The 20,384-nt window shown below is 37.6% G+C and carries 21 protein-coding genes; 18 read left to right on the forward strand and 3 right to left on the reverse strand.

Annotated features, from left to right (window positions below; all coding sequences use genetic code 11):
- Window positions 1-66: 66 nt before the first annotated feature.
- The 8 genes from CDG56_RS00760 (at window position 67) to CDG56_RS00795 (ending at window position 8,385) form a co-directional block, all read left to right on the forward strand.
- A complete protein-coding gene (locus CDG56_RS00760) occupies window positions 67-1,362 on the forward strand; it encodes a cation transporter (protein ID WP_018679539.1) in 1,296 nt (431 codons plus the stop codon).
- Between the two features lie 10 nt (window positions 1,363-1,372).
- Window positions 1,373-1,630 (forward strand): FeoA family protein, encoded by a 258-nt coding sequence (locus CDG56_RS00765; protein WP_087546611.1) that lies wholly within the window; start codon window positions 1,373-1,375, stop codon window positions 1,628-1,630.
- Window positions 1,620-3,449: a ferrous iron transporter B gene (feoB, locus tag CDG56_RS00770; protein WP_087546612.1), complete on the forward strand. Its 1,830-nt coding sequence runs from the start codon at window positions 1,620-1,622 to the stop codon at window positions 3,447-3,449. Before CDG56_RS00765 ends, feoB begins: the two co-directional genes overlap by 11 nt.
- A 131-nt stretch (window positions 3,450-3,580) precedes the next feature.
- Complete coding sequence (locus CDG56_RS00775; protein ID WP_005198552.1) at window positions 3,581-3,985, forward strand: hypothetical protein; 405 nt, start codon at window positions 3,581-3,583, stop codon at window positions 3,983-3,985.
- Between the two features lie 1,532 nt (window positions 3,986-5,517).
- Window positions 5,518-5,781, forward strand: coding sequence for a TIGR03643 family protein (locus CDG56_RS00780; protein WP_034601686.1), 264 nt, complete (start codon window positions 5,518-5,520; stop codon window positions 5,779-5,781).
- 97 nt (window positions 5,782-5,878) lie between these two features.
- On the forward strand, window positions 5,879-6,652 hold the full coding sequence (gene nudC, locus CDG56_RS00785) for an NAD(+) diphosphatase (RefSeq protein ID WP_087546613.1): 774 nt from the start codon (window positions 5,879-5,881) through the stop codon (window positions 6,650-6,652).
- A gap of 319 nt (window positions 6,653-6,971) precedes the next feature.
- The gene (locus CDG56_RS00790; RefSeq protein WP_087546614.1) at window positions 6,972-7,481 is read left to right on the forward strand and encodes a cytochrome b; all 510 of its coding nucleotides are present in this window, start codon (window positions 6,972-6,974) and stop codon (window positions 7,479-7,481) included.
- A gap of 19 nt (window positions 7,482-7,500) precedes the next feature.
- Window positions 7,501-8,385, forward strand: coding sequence for a cation diffusion facilitator family transporter (locus CDG56_RS00795; RefSeq protein WP_087546615.1), 885 nt, complete (start codon window positions 7,501-7,503; stop codon window positions 8,383-8,385).
- Between the two features lie 65 nt (window positions 8,386-8,450).
- On the opposite strand, the gene dsbD is transcribed toward CDG56_RS00795, so the two are convergent.
- On the reverse strand, window positions 8,451-10,358 hold the full coding sequence (gene dsbD, locus CDG56_RS00800; protein WP_087546616.1) for a protein-disulfide reductase DsbD: 1,908 nt from the start codon (window positions 10,356-10,358) through the stop codon (window positions 8,451-8,453).
- A gap of 183 nt (window positions 10,359-10,541) precedes the next feature.
- Here dsbD and CDG56_RS00805 point away from each other — a divergent pair, with 183 nt between their 5' ends.
- From CDG56_RS00805 to CDG56_RS00830, 6 genes are all read left to right on the forward strand, one after another.
- Window positions 10,542-11,075 (forward strand): TlpA family protein disulfide reductase, encoded by a 534-nt coding sequence (locus CDG56_RS00805; RefSeq protein ID WP_004827093.1) that lies wholly within the window; start codon window positions 10,542-10,544, stop codon window positions 11,073-11,075.
- A gap of 101 nt (window positions 11,076-11,176) precedes the next feature.
- Entirely contained in the window at window positions 11,177-11,344 is a 168-nt protein-coding gene (locus CDG56_RS00810) for a DUF4266 domain-containing protein (RefSeq protein ID WP_264754474.1), read from the forward strand.
- A complete protein-coding gene (locus CDG56_RS00815) occupies window positions 11,335-12,714 on the forward strand; it encodes a DUF3570 domain-containing protein (protein ID WP_087546618.1) in 1,380 nt (459 codons plus the stop codon). The genes CDG56_RS00810 and CDG56_RS00815 overlap by 10 nt, the downstream gene beginning before the upstream one ends.
- Before the next feature lie 84 nt (window positions 12,715-12,798).
- Window positions 12,799-13,701: an FAD:protein FMN transferase gene (locus CDG56_RS00820; protein WP_227519029.1), complete on the forward strand. Its 903-nt coding sequence runs from the start codon at window positions 12,799-12,801 to the stop codon at window positions 13,699-13,701.
- Entirely contained in the window at window positions 13,686-14,366 is a 681-nt protein-coding gene (locus CDG56_RS00825) for a response regulator (protein WP_087546620.1), read from the forward strand. Before CDG56_RS00820 ends, CDG56_RS00825 begins: the two co-directional genes overlap by 16 nt.
- Window positions 14,366-15,736 (forward strand): ATP-binding protein, encoded by a 1,371-nt coding sequence (locus CDG56_RS00830; protein ID WP_087546621.1) that lies wholly within the window; start codon window positions 14,366-14,368, stop codon window positions 15,734-15,736. Before CDG56_RS00825 ends, CDG56_RS00830 begins: the two co-directional genes overlap by 1 nt.
- A 116-nt stretch (window positions 15,737-15,852) precedes the next feature.
- Here CDG56_RS00830 and CDG56_RS00835 read toward each other — a convergent pair whose 3' ends face one another.
- Together CDG56_RS00835 and CDG56_RS00840 are read right to left on the reverse strand one after the other, a co-directional pair.
- Entirely contained in the window at window positions 15,853-16,140 is a 288-nt protein-coding gene (locus tag CDG56_RS00835; RefSeq protein ID WP_087546622.1) for a DUF1330 domain-containing protein, read from the reverse strand.
- Window positions 16,141-16,196: 56 nt separating this feature from the next.
- Entirely contained in the window at window positions 16,197-16,859 is a 663-nt protein-coding gene (locus CDG56_RS00840) for a GntR family transcriptional regulator (protein ID WP_005161509.1), read from the reverse strand.
- Window positions 16,860-17,012: 153 nt separating this feature from the next.
- Between CDG56_RS00840 and CDG56_RS00845 the strand changes: the two genes are divergently transcribed.
- From CDG56_RS00845 to tgnB, 4 genes are read left to right on the forward strand one after another with little or no spacing between them, the layout of a single operon-like run.
- The gene (locus CDG56_RS00845) at window positions 17,013-17,615 is read left to right on the forward strand and encodes an amino acid synthesis family protein (RefSeq protein WP_004660959.1); all 603 of its coding nucleotides are present in this window, start codon (window positions 17,013-17,015) and stop codon (window positions 17,613-17,615) included.
- Window positions 17,584-18,375, forward strand: a complete 792-nt coding sequence (locus CDG56_RS00850; RefSeq protein WP_087546623.1) for an alpha/beta fold hydrolase — start codon at window positions 17,584-17,586, stop codon at window positions 18,373-18,375. The genes CDG56_RS00845 and CDG56_RS00850 overlap by 32 nt, the downstream gene beginning before the upstream one ends.
- A gap of 30 nt (window positions 18,376-18,405) precedes the next feature.
- Window positions 18,406-19,338, forward strand: a complete 933-nt coding sequence (gene tgnA / locus CDG56_RS00855) for a flavin-dependent trigonelline monooxygenase reductase component (protein WP_087546624.1) — start codon at window positions 18,406-18,408, stop codon at window positions 19,336-19,338.
- 2 nt (window positions 19,339-19,340) lie between these two features.
- Complete coding sequence (gene tgnB / locus CDG56_RS00860) at window positions 19,341-20,378, forward strand: flavin-dependent trigonelline monooxygenase oxygenase component (protein WP_087546625.1); 1,038 nt, start codon at window positions 19,341-19,343, stop codon at window positions 20,376-20,378.
- The last annotated feature ends 6 nt before the right edge of the window (window positions 20,379-20,384 follow it).

The following is a 20,384-nucleotide window of genomic DNA, read 5'->3' on the forward strand; positions in this document are numbered from 1 at the left end:
TTGACTCTATAGTAGCTATAGGGATTTTAATATGCAATAAGTAAAGATATGACTATAGGCACATCAATGAGTGGTTGCGGTTGTAATAAAGAAAGTTCTTGCGACGATACCAAGCAAAAACAAAATGAATCAGAAACAGATTCTTGTAAAGGTAAAGATTCAGCTACTGAAGTAAGTAAAAGCTCTTGTTGTGGTAATGAGTTACAGCAAGGAGCTAACTCTGATGAAAAAGATACTTGCGGTAGTAACCAGCCGTGTTCTACGCAGTCGAATTCATGTTGTGGTTCGGATTCGATAACTTCACCTGAAACGATTCGGGGGAGTGAAGATACAGCGACTTTCATCAGTGACTATAACATCCCGAAAATGGATTGCTCCGCAGAGGAACAAATGGTTCGGATGACTTTATCTTCATTAGTAGATGTTAAGAGGCTGGTATTTGATTTGCCAAACCGAAACCTAAAAGTTCTGCATAATGGTGAAAATAATGAAATCACTGCAAAACTTGAAGCTCTTGGATTTGGAGCAAAATTAAATAAAACTGAAGCTTATGAAAATAAAGAGCACACACAAGAAGCCAGTACTTTTCTGATTCCAAAGATGGATTGTTCGGCAGAAGAGCAAATGGTCAGAATGGCTCTTTCTCCCTTGCATGAAGTTAAAGGTTTATCATTTGATTTGGCACAAAGACAGTTAGTTGTTTTCCATACAAATGGGATTAATGAAATTACCACAAAACTTGAAGCCCTCGGTTTTGGTGCAAAGCTTGTGGAAACAGTAAAAGCCACTGGGGAATTGCCTGAAACGCCAGATCCGACTAAGCAGGCGAAAGTCCTAAAATTATTACTAGCGATTAATGGTGTTCTTTTTTTTATTGAGTTCATAAGTGGCATCATTGCTGCATCGACGGGGCTTATTGCGGATTCTCTTGATATGTTTGCAGATGCTGCCGTTTACAGTATAGCACTTTATGCGGTAGGGAAAGCAGCTAAATACCAATTAAAAGCAGCTCATTTTGCAGGATGGATTCAACTTTTATTAGCTTTGATCGTTATTATTGATGTTGTCAGACGTTTCATGTTCGGTAGTGAACCAGAGTCAGATTTGATGATCATTATTGGCTTTTTAGCACTTATTGCCAATGTGACGTGCTTGTATCTCATTTCTGGGCATAAAGATGGTGGAGCCCATATGAAAGCGAGTTGGATCTTCTCTGCTAATGACGTGATAGTAAATATGGGAGTAATTTTAGCAGGTGTACTGGTTGCATGGACGGGCTCAGCTTATCCAGATTTGATTATTGGTATTCTTGTTTCATTATTTGTGCTGAATGGCGCTCGAAAAATTTTGGCGTTGAAATAAGGTACAGACAATGAATTTATTTCAAGTAAAGCAAGATCAGACTGTAAAAATCATTGATCTTAAAAAGGGTGAACAGTATCAAGATAAAAATGATCCTGTTCTGGAGCGTTTAGAACTGCTGGGCTTTAGAGTAGGTGAAACCTTACAAGTGCTTGCGAAAGGGCTTTTTGGTGGTGATCCTGTGTTGGTTCAAATCGAAACCTCACGTTTCGCATTAAGAAAAAATGAAGCAGAACGAATTTTTGTAGAGATTACCAATGAACACTAAAAATATTGCACTCGTTGGTAATCCCAATTGCGGTAAAACATCACTTTTTAACACCCTCACAGGGACTCGTCAAAAAGTTGCTAATTATGCTGGGGTAACGGTAGAACGGAAAGAGGGTTTTTTTAAATTACCTTCTGGCGATACTGTACGAGTACTGGATTTACCTGGGACTTACAGTTTAAAGCCAAGTAGTTTAGATGAAGAAGTAACTAGAGCAGTCTGTTTTGGCGAGTTAAAAGGTGAAGTTATACCTGATATTTTTGTATGTGTTGTGGATGCTACGAATCTTCATCTTCATTTAAGTCTTGTACTTGAAGTCAGAGCTTTAAACAGACCAATGTTACTTGTTCTTAACATGATGGATGAGGTTAGAAAACGTGGTATCTCGATTGACACATCAAAATTATCTCAGCTCTTAGGTATTCCTGTTGTTGAATCGATAGCTGTAAAGACAAAAGGGATTCAGGGTTTATTAACGCAGTTAGACCAAAAAAATTTGTTTATTTCCCCTTATCATTCTGATCTAAATCATTTCGACCAAATCAAAGATATTACAAAACAGGTCATATTGAAGAATGATAATGGTGATAAACGAACGGCTTTCTTAGACAAAATATTCTTACATCCATTTTTTGGATTATTAATATTGACCTTTACCATGTTTGTAATGTTTCAGGCTGTTTTCATTTGGGCACAACCCTTCATTGCATTTATTGAAAATTCGATTACATGGTTTAGTGGGGCTGTTGGACCTTTAATTTCGCACCAACTTCTAAGAAGTTTGATTGTTGACGGTGTGATTGCGGGTGCAGGTAGTGTGCTTGCCTATATGCCTCAAATTCTTATTTTATTTTTCTTTATTTTAGTTTTAGAGGAATCGGGTTACTTACCTAGAGCTGCCTTTTTGTTGGATAAATTGATGTCTAAAGCAGGCTTAAGTGGGCGTTCATTTATTCCGTTGCTTTCAAGCTTTGCCTGTGCCATCCCAGGAATTATGGCAACACGGAGTATCAGTTCTGAAAGAGATCGTTTGGCAACGATAATGATTGCTCCATTGATGACATGCTCTGCTCGATTGCCTGTCTATGCTTTGCTGATAGCAGCCTTTATTCCAAATAAATTGGTTTACGGTTGGCTCAGTTTACAAGGCTTAGTTCTATTCGGACTTTACATGTCAGGAATCCTATCTGCTTTATTGGTCTCTTTATTTTTGAAATTAGTAAGAAAAGATAAAACTGAAAGTATTTTCATTTTTGAATTACCTACATACCGTATTCCAGATGTTCGAAATGTAGCTTTGGGGCTTTATGATAGAGCGACTATATTCTTAAAAAGAGTTGGTGGAATTATTGTCGCACTTTCTATTTTATTATGGTTCTTGGTAACGTTCCCATTACCACCTGATAACCCAACAATGCCACCAATCAATTATAGTATTGCTGGACGGTTAGGACATCTAATCCATCCAATATTTGCTCCGATTGGATTCACGTGGGAAATTTGTATTGCTTTGATTCCTGCCATGGCAGCTCGTGAAGTGATTATTGCTGCATTAGGCGTAATCTATGCAATGTCTGGTGATGAGAATGCAGTTACCCAAACCTTATTATCTCAAATATCGGGTCCTGATGGATGGGGACTAGCGACAGGTATGTCCCTATTAGTTTGGTTTATCTTTGCCCCACATTGTTTAGCAACATTGGCAACTATCAGGAGAGAAACAGGGAGTTGGAAACAGCCAACCATAATGGCTATCTATCTTTTCTCGTTGGCCTACTTATTCTCTTTTATAACTTATCAAGTTGTGAGTCATTTTTAATCTAGAGCATGGTTGTTGATTCATATCAACAACCATGCTCTTGTCTAAGTAATTATTTAAATTAATTATAGGATTGTTATTTTACTAAGAATCTGTAAAACTAAAAAAGCTTAAATTTTGGTCATGACATTATGCACTGGTTAAAAACATGCCTTTCGCTGTTTTTATCATTTGCCATCCTTATCGTAGGATCGGCAGCAGCAGCTGCATCTGTACATAGTCCATGTTTAATGTCATCTCAAGATATGCAATCCATGCAAATGATGAATTCTGAAGATCATGAAAAAGCAAGTGCTATGCACATGGATTGTATGAAAGCTGAAGTAAAGATTAAGAAGCAATTACATGATCCATCATGTATGTCTAAGCAAGATTGTATTATGTCATTTTCTAAAATTGCATATACATCTACAGCACTAGGTGTTTTGCAATCTATGGTTTCTTCCCCTGTGGAACAGTCTGCTTTTTCTCCATTAAATCAAAATTTCACCTCATCTGATCCATCCAATTTATGGAAACCCCCACGCTCTAATTAATTTGATGACTAATCACCATTCATAGAGTTTTCTATGGATGTTCTGCACGTGCGCGTGTACATCATTTTAGAGCTAAAAATATGAACTTTAATAAAGAAAAACTGTCCCTAAAATGGAGATCATAATAAAAATATTAAGATAAAATTTAAAGTGGTAAAAATAGTAGTAAAAAATTAAATTTAAATATTTTTATTGTTATTAATCAATATATTGTATTTTTAATTTGACTGTCACCGCTTCCGCCAAATATTTAAAAAAGCCCTTGTTTTTACAAGGGCTTTTTTTATCTGTGGTTTTATCCCTCAATCTATACCTCATCAAACTTTGGATTTAATTACATTTAATAGGAGTCTAGAGGACTACTTGGGAATTTGAAATTCCCAAGTTTGAAATTTCGTTGGTTGACTAGAAACTTGATTTAGTAATTGTTTTCAACTTATAGCAAAGTTGTGGTAAATGATAATTTTATATGCTCTGATTCATAGTAGTAATGATTCAAAGGATAGAGCATATGTTTAAAAAATCCTTTCCATTCCTTGAAATTGATATCAGTACGATTGTTGCTTTTAGCGAATAGTTCAAAGCGTTTATCAAGCAGGTCATCGGCAATGGTGATAAGTTGAATTGAATCCTTTTCGTATCTATCGAGAAATAGACTTAAATCAGTATTGAAGTTAATTTCTGCATTTGGTTTAGCTTAAACAAGAATATTGACGTAACATTGGTCTGTCATTGTTCTTTGAATCCGACTTTGAATACATAAAATTTTATCTAAACCAATGTGATGAATGTGGTAGACAAATTTTTGATGTAATCGTTTCGCTGCTTGCTGTAGTAGTTTTATGTCATAGCCTAGGATATTAATCTCACAGTAAATTTTAAAAATAATTTGTGAGACTCGTACTGAATTGTACTGTCTGAACAGCTGACCAAGATGACGAGTGCTTTCTTGGCTTAGTAACCAGTGTCTTTCTTTTTCTGCTCTAATTTAACCCGATTGCATCCTATATAAAACGTAGATGTCTTATTACTTAATATGATCATTACTGATCAGAGAACTTTCTTGAGTTTGATAAATTCAGTTTGATTTAAGCTAATTCAGTTAACTTAAAAATACGCTAAAGCCGTACAAGTATAGTTACACCTTTCGCCACATTTCCAGATGTGGCTTTTTTTAATCTGGTTAACTTTAATTATCCAATCCTGTAAATATTCTGTTCCGTTTACGATGGTGTGTTTAAGTCAAAAAATTTGGATCTCTGAGTAGCCTAATCAAGGTTACATCCTAAAAAGACTGCTCTCGTATAAAACGAATTATATAAAATTGTAGATCAATCACTTATGTTTTAAGGGAGATTAAATTTCTCCCTTATTTAGATCATTTTCTTATACTACTTCATCTTAAAAAATCACAAATTTTTCATCTATAACATCTTAATATCATCCAAATATTTAAATTGTGATAACAGATGATTGATCGTCATCTATTGCATGAATTTTTGAGTTTAATTCTAAAAAGTAAGGATGATTTTGTGATTCAGACAGCTCAATATCTCGATGGTGATATATCTAGAATTATTGAAATGGCTTGGGAAGACAGAACCCCATTTGAAGCGATCTCTCGTGAATATGGTTTGAATGAATCAGCTGTAATCCGACTTATGCGGCTTCATTTACAAACCAATAGCTTTAAGCTTTGGCGGAAGAGAGTAAGTGGACGTAAGACAAAACATTTGCAGTTACGTTCGCCTGAAGTGTCTCGTGGTTACTGCTCACGCCAATATAAACATCATTGAATAAGATCAGTGACAAATTAGAAGCTTTCATTCATAACCAATTCTACAGTATAGATTTTATTTATATAGATCAATTGCATATCACTAAGGTAAAGTAATGTCTAATTTATCAATTGCTTATATTTTTCAACAACAGCAGCTTTTAGTGGATCAAGATTTCCAACTTCCTCAAGTCGAAAGATTGCATAACGATCTGGCGTTATCAAGTGATCATAAAGTGATTGCTCGAGATTTATCTGAAAATGAAACCATTCCTGAAGGATTCGATTTTGTACCGATTCGTCAATTAGTACAGTTTTGGAATAAGACGCAATTTGAGCAAGCAAGTCGAGCTGTTCAATTACTTGAATGGCGACGTAATCATCAGTTTTGTGGTCGATGTGGAACTAAAACCACCCAGAGCATTGAGCAGTTTGCGATGGTTTGTTCAAGTTGTGGCTACACACAATACCCAAAAGTGAATCCATGTGTCATTACGATTATTACACGCGGTGATGATGAAATTCTACTCGCAAAAAATGCTCGAAATAAAACGCAAATGTATAGTTTGATCGCGGGTTTTGTTGAGGTAGGGGAAACATTAGAAGATGCCGTTCGACGTGAGACACTTGAAGAAGTAGGCCTACACATTAAAAATATAAAATATTTGGCAAGTCAACCTTGGCCATTTCCAAGCAATTTGATGGTTGCATTTAAAGCAGATTATCACGCGGGTGAAATTGAATTACAGCAAGATGAGCTTAGTGATGCTCAATTTTTTAAATTTGATCAACTTCCAGAAATCCCATTTAAAGGCAGTATTGCCTATGCCATGATTATGCATATCATTCATGGTACAGCAGTCGCTGATGATACGAGTGAATGGTTATAATCTTGTATTGATTCACTTAATAGCATTATTTGGGCGGATTAAGCCAATTTTATAATTCAGATATCCAAGTGTTTTATGCTAAATTTTGCATAAAATACTTTCCGATTAAACATGGAAATAATTAGAGTTGTATTTGCTCATGAATTTATAATGAATGAAATTGAGAATGATTGCTTTTATTTGGTGTTAAATGATATTTATTTTTAGTTTTTGATATTTAAAATATTTTTTAAAAATTAATTTAAATTTAAGATCACTTTTATAATGTAATAGAATATTTTTATATATTTTGAAATATGAATTTTAATGTCGGGGTGGTATGAAAAATAAATATCCTTTTCCTGTAATGATAGTGCATTGGTTAACGTTTCTTCTTGTCGTACTTGCTTATATCACTGGCGGAGATCCAACAGTGCATCTAAAAAGTGGGGAACTGCATGTTTTTGCTGGAGTCTCAGTATTTCTGTTATTTTTCATCAGAATTATAATGATTTCTATTTATAAAAAAGATCTCCCACACAATAAGCCGATGAGTAAATATCAGAAAACATTATTTTTAATGGTGAAACATACACTTTATTCATTGTTATTTTTAATTCCTGTATTAGGTTGGTTTACTTTATCTGGATTAACCGAAAGTTATCAGTTATTTGGAATGAATTTACCTTTAATAAGTAATTCATGGGACGTAGAAATAATTGGTGAAACGCATGAGTTTCTTGGAAATTTTTTCATGGTGCTTATAGGTTTACATGCATTAGCTGCCTTAATTCATCATTATGTATTTAAAGATAATGTTCTGAAAAGCATGCTTTATTTTAAAAAATGAACCAAGAGCTTAAAAGATTATGATTGAATCAAATATTGATCTTGAGTCGAGAGCAAAAGCTGCTTCCAAATCAACGTGGATAAGTGTTGTTGTTAATATCTTTTTGTCGATTGGACAGATATTGATTGGTATTTTTTCAAAATCACAAGGTCTAGTTGCAGATGGTATTCATACTTTAAGTGATTTAGTTGCGGATTTTATTGTATTGATGGCGAACCGTCATAGCCAAAAAGCACCTGACGATGCACATCCATATGGTTATCTTCGTTTTGAAAATGCAGCATCTTTTATACTTGGTCTGATCTTATTTATTGTTGGTGTTGGTATGTTATGGACGGCAACGCATAAGATCCTTCATCCCGAACAAATTCCCAAAGTTCACAGTATGGCGCTTTGGGTTGCGATAACAGCCTTGATATGTAAAGAACTTTTGTTCCGTTATATGCTCGCTATTGCCAAAAAAGTAAAATCAAGTTTATTGATTGCAAATGCTTGGCATGCACGTTCAGATGCAGCATCTTCTTTTGTTGTTGCCTTAGGGATTTTAGGTAATCTCGCAGGATATCCAATTCTTGACCCAATCGCAGCCTTAATTGTCGGTTTAATGATTGCCAAAATGGGGTTTGAGTTTAGCTGGACGGGCTTACATGATTTGATGGACAAGTCGGCGAACGAAGATGAAATAGCCGCGATCAAAGCAACTTTGTTGAAGAAAGACGGGATACTAGGTCTGCATCAACTCAGAACACGTAAAATGGGTGACATGATTATTGTCGATGTTCATTTGGAAGTCAGTGGCGAACAAAGTGTCAAAGAAGGACATAGAATTGCAGTAGAGGCGAGAAATGAAGTCCTTAAAAATCATAATGTCATAGATGTTGTCACTCATATTGATCCAATATAGTGAGGCATTGAAAATGCAAAGGCATCTAGAATAACTGATATTCAAGATGCCTAGATTTGGATGATTTATTTAAGATGTGCAATCAGTTTATCTGCTTCAATTTCCCCTTGAACGCGTAAACTTTTTAATTCATTACCATTATTGTCGATAAAAATGAGTGCAGGTGGGCCATACAAATGCATGGCTTGTAGCCATTCTTTTTGTACTTGAGTGCTTTCGCTCATATCAAAACGAATTCTTTTATATTTCGAAAATGCTTCAATCACACGGCTATCGCGAAACGTTGAACGTTCCATGACTTGGCAAGCAGCGCACCAATCGGCAGATACATCGATTACAACAGTCTGTTTATTTTGTTTGGCTTGATCTAATAAGGCTTGTAAAGCTTGCGGTTGGTTCACTGTTTCAAAGATGACATTCGCTGGTTTAGTGGTATCGGGTGATACTGCCGTATGGCTTAAAGCAGCAAGTGGGTGTAATGGATCATCTTGGCCTGTTGCAGCACCGATCCATAAAAATAGCGCTAATACGCTAAGCCCAAGACCAAATGCTTTGACTAAGCGATCTTTATGGTTTTTTGCTTGTTCAAAAGCACCTAACCAAACCCCATAGCCTCCAAGTAAGGCACCCCACATCCATAGCGTTACACTTCCTGTCCAAACGCGAGATAGTAACCAAATTGCGACAGCGATTAATCCAACACCAAAAATACTCTTGATTTGCTCCATCCAGCTTCCAGAGCGTGGCAATAATTTAGCACTTGTGGTACCTAGGACAATTAATGGAATTCCCATACCTAGTCCTAAACTAAATAATGCCATTCCACCAAGTAAAGCATCACCAGTGGCACTGATATAGACCAATACACCCGCTAAAGGCGCAGAAACACAGGGCGAAACAACAAGTGCTGAAAGTGCGCCCATCAGTGCAACCGAACCAATGCGCCCACCTTTTTGTTGTTGAGAAAATCGATCTAATTTGTTTTGAACAAAATGCGGGAGTTGTAGGGTGTATACACCAAACATACCGAAAGCCAAAACAATAAATAAAATAGCAAAGCTGATAAGTACCGCTGGTGATTGTAGCCATAATTGAAGATTTGCTTTCGCACCGAAATACCCCATGAGTGTTCCCATGATGGCATAACACACCGCCATACCCAGTACATAAGCAAGGGACAGTTTAAAACCTCTCCATCCTGTTAATCGCTCACTTTTTTCACCCGCAATCAAACCTGAAAGAATCGGCATCATCGGAAATACACAAGGTGTAAATGCAAGACCTGCACCTAAGACTAAAAGTGTTAATAAAATAAGTGGCACACTCGCATGATTTAAAAATGCAGCAAGACTAGAGGCATTATTCAGATCGTAATTTTCATCTTTATTTTTTACAGGACTTATGGTTTCTAGTGTGGTGTTGAGCTTTTTAATACTAGTTGCAGAAACCAATTTTAATCCTTTGGGATGAATGGTGAGTACTTCATCTACAGGTGGAAAGCATAAGCCACTATCAGCACAACCTTGGTAACGCAATTTGATTTGGACTGTTTCTGGTTGGCTACTACCTAAATGGGTAATACCAACTTTCATTGTTGCAGCATCATGAAATACAGCCACACGTCCAAAATTAGGATCTTGTTTCCATACCATATGACCAGCAAGTTCGCTTGTATCTATCGTCACATCTTTTGGTGTGAAGACTTCTACATGAATTCGATCTCGATACAAACTGTAATTGGGTGCAATCGTCCATTTCAAATTTAGTGCAGCTTGATTTTGATCTGGTTGTACTTTTAATGAAAATGCTTGTTCTACAGGCAAAAAGCTATCTTGAGTTGTATCCACAAGTTTCGAGAAATCAGGTGTAGCTGCATTCACGCTTTGCAGTGATAAAAAACCTAAAATTAAAACAATAAAAATATGCAGTGTAGATCTATAAACATCTTGAATCGGATTGAAGAACGGTCTCATCCAGACATCCCCTAATTTCATTTATACGGACGTACATTTTTTGATGGATGAAGCGTACTGAACTTAATCACAACTTGCCTTAACACTTGCTTAAGCCATTGCTGGATTGTCTTAAGCAAGTGTTAATGTTTGACCGATTGCATTTCATTAGTCTATGAGCTGAGGAAAATGTGGAGTCAGTCGATGGCTTGGGAAAAACAAACGTTAGCAAAAATAAAATGGCGAATTGCAGTTTTAGCATTACTGAGTTGTGGTGGTGCTTTGATTGTCAGCACAACTCAGGCAGCAGAACCATCAGCAGTTTCTGTAAACAATAAAATGTTGCCAGCGAGCGATATTAATTGGTCGAAATATGCAGGGAAAGTGGTTGTGATTGACTTCTGGGCCAGTTGGTGTGGCCCTTGTCGAGAATCTTTTCCTTGGATGAAACAAATGCAAGCCAAGTACGGAAAAGATGGATTGGTTTTCGTAGGAATCAATGTAGACAAAGATCCTGCATTAGCGCTCAAGTTTATTCAGCAATATCAGCCTAATTTTGAAATTAGATCAGACCAACAAGGAAAGTTAGCCAGCCAATTTAAGGTACCAGGAATGCCTTCCACATTCATTCTTGGGCGCGATGGTCAGCCAGCAGCAAAACATCAAGGTTTCTTCAAGGCTAAAGAAGCCGAGTATGAGGCTGAGATTGTGCGCTTACTCTCCAATAAAAATACTTAGAGCAGAGGTGAAATTTGAAACTTAGTTTGAAGATATTAACCAGTCTAGGCATCTTATTGCCGAGTCTGTTGTTATCCGCATGTAGTCATATGCAGACAAAGATGCAAACTTCAGGGGTTAAGCCTTGGGAGCGTGATATTTTGGCTCGTCCAGCGATGCAATTAGATGCTGCACCATTAGATGCAGCTTATGATGAACATATTTATTTTAGTAAAGAAGCAGCCAGTGGCGGTCGTGGTTTTGGTGGTGGAGGTTGCGGATGCAATTAACAAAAAAATCGGCACGCCATATTGCGCTTGCTTTGACTCAGGCTTCAACAGTTTTATTAAGTAGTCACGTTGCACATGCTGAAACGACAACGACATCTAGCAAAGAAAGCACAACTTCACCTTTTAGTTTATCTAAAATCGTAGAGCCAGGCTGGAAAGTTGATACTGCGGTGTTGATGTATAAAGAGGCGGATAGTCGTGTTCAAGCTATTGAACCGAGTCTGCGCTTTGAAAAAGACTTTGGCGACCAACATATTTTATCTGGAAAAGTTGTTGTTGATTCACTCACAGGTGCTTCACCGAACGGTGCGACATCAGCCAATGTGCCACAAACTTTTACAGGCCCATCAGGTAATGCTGCGAAACCAACGCCAGCAAACCAATTACCCTTAGATGATGAATTTCATGATACCCGTGTTGCAGCATCCGCAAATTGGCAACAACCAATTGCACCAGATATGAAGCTTAATGTGGGTGGAAATGTCTCAAATGAGTACGATTTCAGATCAATCGGAGCAAATGCGAGCATTGCGAAAGACTTTAATGACAAGAATACCACTGTGTCATTGGGTGGCGCATTTGAGTATGACAGTATTGATGCTGTTGGTGGTGCGCCTGTACCTCTAACTCCACAATTGGATGGACAGAAACAACAAGGCACAAAGAGCAAGAATGTTTCTGATGTTTTACTTGGTTTAACGCAAGTAATTGATCGTCACTCCTTGCTACAACTCAACTATTCATTATCGATGAGTAATGGATACCAAAACGACCCATATAAAATTTTGACGCTAGTCGATGCTAACGGCAATTTAATTGCTGATCAGGACTTTGCGGCAGGCAGTAATTTCTACCTGTTTGAAAATCGTCCAGACAAAAGAACACGTCATAGCTTCTTTGGTGAATACAAATATGGGTTTGATCGTGGTGATGTTGCCGATGTCTCATATCGTTTTACCACAGATGACTGGGGCGTTAAATCACACACATTGGATGCAAAGTATCGTTATGCGGTTAATGAGAAATATTTTGTAGAACCCCATGTTCGTTACTATACACAAACAGCTGCTGATTTCTATCATAGCTACTTAAAAGTGGGGGATGGTATCGAATTAGATGCTCAAGGTGAACCTGTTCCGACCGTACAGTATGCATCGGCGGATAGCCGCTTGGGTGCGTTTGATGCAACGACCTACGGCGTTAAGTTTGGGATGAATCTTGCAAATGACCGTGAGCTGAGTTTCCGCATCGAACAATATGATCAGAAAGCCAAAGACCTAAAACCGATTGGTGGGAATTTAGCAGGACAAATTTTGCAACCAGATTTATCTGCAACCTTTGTTCAACTTGGTTATAGTTTTAAATGGTAATAATTTAATCTAAGCTGTTAAAACCTATTACTTTCAAGTGGTAGGTTTCATAATTTATACTGATTTAAACTAAGCCTGAGTATGATGTCTCATAGATTAGAATTAATACAAGAAAATGATGCGCTTCATCAAATTCGCTTTACTGCGATGGCAAGCCCTTGCCAAGTGTTATTAGATCATACCGATTGGACGAGCGCAGCACATATTGCACAAGCTGTTTATGCAGAATGTTTACGCATTGAACAGAAATATAGCCGTTATCGTAATGATAGTTTTTTAGCTGCTTTGCATCGCAATACCGATTGTTGGTTTGATGTGGATGAGGAAACAGCAAAATTATTTGATTTTTCTGAAATTTTATATCAATTGTCCGAAAAAAAATTTGATATTACCTCTGGTATACTTGGAAAAATTTGGCATTTTGATGGTTCAGAGCAAGTTCCAACTATTGAGCAAATCAATCAGCTTTTGCCTCATATTGGTTGGGACAAAGTAAAATGGAATCAATCTCAGAAAAAAATTTATTTACATCAAGGAATGTCGCTCGATTTTGGTGGAATTGGTAAAGAATACGCAGTAGATCGTTGTGCAGATATTATTGAACAATTAAGTCAGCAAGCTTATTTAGTCAATTTTGGTGGAGATCTCAGAGCGAGAGGACCAAGAAAATCAGGTTTGGCATGGCGAATCGGTTTAGAGACACCTGAACAAAACAATCAAGCGCAAGCCTATTTTGATTTAAATACAGGGGCTATGGCGACCAGTGGTGATAGTAAAAGATATCTGTTCAAAGATGGTGTTCGTTATAGCCATATTTTAAATCCATTAACAGGAATCTCTGTAAAAGATGCACCGCGTTCAATTACCGTTTATGCTCAAACCTGTATTCAAGCTGGCATGTTAGCGACCTTGGCAATGTTAGAAGGTGCGGGTGCAAAACAGTTCTTAGCAGAACAATCAGAGGGGCAAGCATGGATTATCGACTAAGTGGACAACGTATTTTTTTAGTTGAAGATGATCTTATGCTAGGTGAGTCTTTGTCCGTAATCTTGCAAGCTCAAGGTGCAGAGGTAAATTGGCATAAGAATGCTGAACGGGTTATGAGCTGCTTGCAAACTTCAAGCTATGACTTGATGATTTTGGATATTGGCTTACCTAAAATTTCTGGTTTTGAGTTACTTGCCCAATTACGGGAAATGCAACAAGACTTGCCTGTTCTGATTTTATCGGCACGAGACATGATTCAAGACAGAGTTTTTGGTCTTGATCTTGGTGCAGATGATTATGTTTTAAAACCTTTTGACTTATCTGAATTACTGGCAAGAGTTCGTGTTTTAATTAGACGACGTTGTGGCCGTGCGCAGACCAAAATTAAAATTGGTGAGGTTTGTTTAGATCCAAGTTCACATCAAGTTTTTTATTTAAATCAGAAAATTAGCTTATCGCGTCAAGAATATCGCTTGCTGAAGTTACTGATGGAGCATATTGGACAGGTGATCACCCGTGATCGTTTAGAAACGGCATTATTAGATAAAGATGAATTAGAAAGTAATGCTTTAGAGGTACATATCCATCATTTACGTAAAAAGCTATTTCCTGAGTTTATTCGAACCATTCGCGGTGTTGGATATTTAGTTCAAGTAGAACTGTAATGCAGAAAATATTATCGATAAAACAACAAGTTGTTAGAACAAGTTTATATGCGCTTATTCTCGCATTAGTTTTGAGTAGTATTTTAGGCTATCTTGCGACAAAACATGAAGTAAATGAGTTGTTTGACGCAACTCTAATTGATAATACCAGAATTATTAAGGGTTTAATTGATTCAGAACAGGCACATCAAAATTGGATAGATTTGCAAAAAAGCCTTGATGAAACATTACTTGAACATATCAGTTCAGGTGATCAACGCTTCAACGGTCATGCCTATGAAAAGAAGATTGCAATTCAGGTCTGGAGTAAAGAGGGCGATTTAGTCCTTCGTTCGGCCAGTGCCCCAAATCATGCTTTAGCACCATTAAAAGAGGGATTAACACAATTTCAAGGTGGGGAATATGATTGGATGGTTTATACCGTTTGGCTGCCTAACAAAAAGAGCTGGCTTGCTGTTGCAGAGCGATTAGATATTCGAAAGGAGCTATCAACCAATATCGAAGCTAGTCTATTACTCAGTTTGATTTTTGCACTTTTTTTAGCCTTATGTTTATTAAAACTTCAACTTAAAAAAGCATTTGCACCGTTAGTGGAATTGGGTGAAAAAATTTCTCAACGCGATTTTAATGATTTAAGTGCGTTACATTTACCTCATTCGCCCGACGAATTGAAACCTGTGATAACGGAGTTAAATGATCTATTTCATCGAGTAGATTCTTCATTAGAAAGAGAAAAACATTTTTTAGCTGATGCAGCGCACGAACTAAGAACGCCACTTACTGTGATTAAATTACAAGTTGAACAAGCATTGATTCAACCTGATGCAAGAGAAATGATTTTACAGCGTTTATCTGAAAGTGTAGAGCGTAATCAGCAAGTGGTCGAACAAATGCTTTTGTTGGCACGTTTAGAAGCGGGGCAAATGTCTGTACATACTACAACTGTTATTTTTTCAGCTTTAATTCGAGAGGCAATTGCTCAACTCATGCCATTGGCATTTAAGAGAAATATTGAATTTCACCTAGATGTTGAAGAGGTGACTATCAATGGAGACTCGGCGCTTTTACTCTCGTTGCTACGTAATTTATTTGATAATGCTCTAAGGCACTCGCCAAATAATGCTGTCATTTCAGTAAAGTTATTTAAGCAAGTTCAAATGATAATTTTTGAAGTGGTTGATGCTGGAACGGGGATTGATCCAAAGTTTCTAGGTGAGGTTACCAATCGGTTTACCCAAGTTGGTGGAAGTGATGTGGGAGCTTCAGGATTAGGATTGGCAATAGTATCTAAAATTGCTCAATTACATGGTATGCGCTTAGTTCTAAATAACCATGAAACAGGTGGCTTAAGCGTGCACTTACAATGGTAGAAAACCGAAATAAACCTGATTTTTACGATGATGTAATAATTTTTATTTCAATAAATTCATTATTTAAAATGTATCATTGAATAAGAAAAAGAAGAGAGGCGATCTCTCTTCTTTGATCAATCTAGACTTTCAACAATACTAATCATGACTTCAGCACAATTTTCACGTGCGAGCCTTGCTTTAGTATATTCTTCAGAATCATAACAAGCTTGTGCAGTTGCCAAATCAGAGAATTCAATAATCACATGACGTTGAAACTGTATACCTTCCATATCGATTGATTTTCCTCCTCTAGCAAGGAATTTAGCACCATATTTTTCAAATGCTAAGGGAGCTAATGCCATATATTCTTTGTACTGTTCCATATCGTGAATGGTGACATGTGCAATCCAGTAAGCAGACATTTCCTTATCCTTTTATTTTTAAATTAAAAAAACCATTTTAGTTACAGATTGAGGCATTAAGCATTCAAAATATTTTTTGCAACCGCAGCAGCTTCAGCAATATGTTCAGCCACGGCTTGTTTTGCTTTTTCAGGATCTTGGTGCAGATAAATTGCTTCGCACATATTTTTAATACGTTGGTAGCCAGAAATTTCACGCTTCGTCGATTTCATGGTCATTGCACGAAGACGACTAATCCGACCATTCAAACGTTGTACTACTTCCCAAGCAATATGATGTTTTGCAGTGGTAAAAATAGTTTCGTAAAGTTTTGAAGAGGTAGAAATAATTAAATTAATGTCATCTGCTGTAAAGGCTTGCTCAAGTTCAATCAATAATACTTTCAGCGTTTCTGTTGTTTGAGCAGTTAGGTTTTGGGTGCAATCTGCAACGGCACTTTGTTCGAGTAATAGTCGAATTTCATAAATTTGCGATGCAATTTCCCAATCCAATAATGAAACAATTGGGCCTTTATTTGGCAGAATTTCAACTAAACCTTCTGCTTCTAAATAACGAATGACTTCACGTACAACAGAGCGACTTACCCCTAATTCTTCGCACAAGCTTCTTTCGACTAATCTTTTCCCAGAAGGGAAATAGCCTGTAATGATCGCGTTACGTACTTTATTCAAACAAAGCTCACGTAAAGTCACAGGTGGATTTTCAATTTTAAGATTCATAGATGATTAATCTTTCCTGATTTTAATAAGTCAAAATTTTGTTACATGTTTCTAGCTGAAAATTAGCATACCAAACTCTTGCTTTTTTTTCATTATGTATTATGGTATACCATAATACGAATGCAAAAATAAATTCACTCGCAAGGAAATGCCATGAATCTAATCCGTAAAACAGTTCTTCATGTTGAAACGACTTATGTCGATGGCGATAAAGAAGCAACAAAACCGTTAAAAATGGTGGCTGCTGCTGCTGTGATCAAAAACCCATGGGCTGGTCAGGGTTATGTCGAAAACCTAACACCTGAGATTCGCCGTATTGCTCCGATTCTAAGTGAGCATTTAACTCAACTTATTCTTGATGAAGTCGGTTCAGGTGAAGCGGTAGAAGCATTTGGTAAAAGTGCGGTCGTAGGTTTGAATGGTGAGCTCGAGCATGCATCAGCCCTCATTCATACCTTACATTTTGGAAATACATATCGTAATGCGGTCGGGGCTAAGTCTTATCTCGCTTTTAATAATACGCGTGGTCCAGCGAATGCTTCGATTCTTGTTCCAATGATGGATAAAAATGATGAAGGCCGCCGTTCTCATTATTTGACTCTTCAATTTGCAATTCCAGATGCACCTGCTGCCGATGAAATTGTGATTGTAATTGGTGCAGCGACAGGTGGACGTCCACATCATCGTATTGGCGATCGTTATCAAGATTTGGAAGAGTTAGGTCATGATCTCAAAAACCCTGCAGCTGTCAAATAGTCGGATTGCTCATTATTTTGAGCAAGGAGAAGGAGAGCCTTTGGTTCTCATCCATGGTGTAGGTATGCAAGCAGCCGCTTGGTATCCACAAATCGAATATTTCTCGAAACATTATCGTGTGATTTCGGTGGATATGCCGGGTCATGGAAAAAGTACAAAACTTGCGGATGGTGCACCTTTAAAAGCATTTGTTGATTGGGCGATCGAATTTATTACAGCATTGAATTTAGGTGCAGTGAATTTGGCAGGTCATTCGATGGGTTCATTGATTACGACAGGCGTAAGTGCAACTCGTCCTGATTTAGTCAAACGAATGGCGGTGTTGAACGGTGTATACAAGCGTACCAGCCAAGCTCGTGATGCTGTCGTGAATCGTGCAGAAGAGTTAAAAACAGGTCATATTGACGTTGAAACACCACTACAACGCTGGTTTGGTAACAGTGAAGCAGAACAAATTGCTGCTGGAAAAGTCAAGTCTTGGTTAGAAAATGTGGACTTGTCTGGATATACCACAGCATATGCGGCATTTGCACATGGCGATCAAATTTACGCAGATGACTGGAGTAAAATTCAGTGTCCAGCACTGGTGTTAACTGGAACAGATGACCCAAATTCAACAGCAGAAATGGCAATACAAATGGCAAGCCAAGCGAGAAATGGCACCGCTATTGTGATTGAAAATGAGCGTCATATGGTGAATTTGACTGCACCAGACCAAGTAAATATTGCAATGCAGGCGTGGTTAGAAACCCAAGTCTAAATTGCCACACATTGATGAAGGAATATGACAATGAGTGAAATGGATAGTGTTAATAAAATACGCGAACTACGTGATGCCTTTGGCTCATTTATGACTGGCGTAACCGTCGTAACCACCTGTAAAGATGATGGAACACCATTAGGCTTTACTGCGAACTCTTTTGCTTCGGTGTCTTTGGACCCAGCTTTGCTGCTGGTCAGCATTGCCAAGACATCAAGCAATTATAATAACTTTGCTAATGCTTCACATTTTGCAATTAATATTTTGGCAGAAGAACAAAAGGATATTTCGAATACTTTTGCTCGCCCAAGTGATGATCGATTTGCAAATTTAGCATGGACAAAGAGCGCATCTCATAACCCTATCATTGATCAAGTCAGTGCTTGGTTTGATTGCACGACGTATCAAGTTGTAGATGCAGGTGATCATGCGATTTTAATTGGTAAAGTTGAAGATTTTGGCTCAGCAGGCTTTGCTGGTTTAGGGTATTACCGTGGAGCTTATTTCACACCTGCCAAATCATCTACTGATGTGATTTCGAGTATGAAAGTCATGATGATGGCATTGATTGGACATGAAAATCAGATCTTGCTTGAACAGACACAGGATCAAAAGTGGACATTGCCACATTTGATAGTTGAAAAAGACGGTGCAGAAAAAGCACTGGAAAAAATCTTTGCAGCTTATCAACCAGAAGCATCACCAAGCTTTATCTATTCTGTCTATGATGATGTGACCACCCAGCAGCAATATATTGCATTTTTATGTAATACCCCGATCGCACATGCGACGAAAGGTCAATTTATTGATTTGAATGATTTAGAACAACTGACTTTTGTAGATAGCGCTTTAGAAAGTATGTTGATGCGTTATCGTAAAGAAAACCACCTCAAAACCTATGGTGTTTATTACGGTAATCAAATTAGCGGTACGGTTCGTCAAATTGTTAAAGAGGAAGTTTAACTATGCGTTTTTCATTATTTGTACACATGGAACGTGTTTCTGATCAACAAACGCAGAAGCAGCTCTATGATGAGATGATTGAACTTTGCCAGATTGCCGATCAAGGCGGTATGCATGCGATTTGGACTGGTGAACATCATGCAATGAATTTTACCATTGCACCTAATCCATTCATTAACTTGGTTGATATTGCCAATAAAACTAAAAATGTACGTTTGGGCACTGGTACAGTTGTTGCGCCATTTTGGCATCCAATTAAATTGGCAGGTGAAGCTGCTATGACGGATATCATTACCAATGGTCGTTTAGATATTGGTATTGCACGTGGTGCCTACTCGTTTGAATATGAGCGTATGGTGCCTGGTATGGATGCATGGAGTGCGGGTCAGCGTTTACGTGAAATGATTCCAGCGATTAAAAACCTGTGGAAAGGCGATTATGAGCATAATGGTGAATTTTGGCAGTTCCCAAAAACCACTTCTGCGCCTCAACCGTTACAACAACCGTATCCACCGATTTGGGTAGCAGCACGTGATCCAAATAGCCACGAATTTGCAGTGCAAAACGGCTGCAATGTACAAGTCACACCATTACATTTTGGTGATGAAGAAGTTGAAAAACTCATGGGACATTTCAATACCGCCTGTGAAAAGTTTGCTGATATTCCTCGTCCTGAAATTATGTTATTGCGTCATACCTATGTCGCTGATAGTGAAGAAGATGCTCAATTTGCAGCAGATGAAATCAACACATTCTATAACTATTTTGGCGCATGGTTTAAAAATGAGCGTGAAATTACACAAGGTCTAATCGCGCCATTGAGTGATGAAGAAATTGCAGCTCATCCATTTTATACGCCAGAAGCTATGCGTAAAAATAATGTAATTGGTCAGGCGCAAGAAGTGATTGATCGCTTAAAAGCTTATGAAGCAATGGGTTATAACGAATATTCATTCTGGATCGATACAGGAATGAGCTTTGAGCGTAAAAAAGCATCGTTACAACGTATGATCAACGAAGTGATGCCTGCATTTGCATAGGAGAGA

It is taken from the genome of Acinetobacter sp. WCHA39 (genome assembly GCF_002165385.1).
Lineage (GTDB): Bacteria > Pseudomonadota > Gammaproteobacteria > Pseudomonadales > Moraxellaceae > Acinetobacter.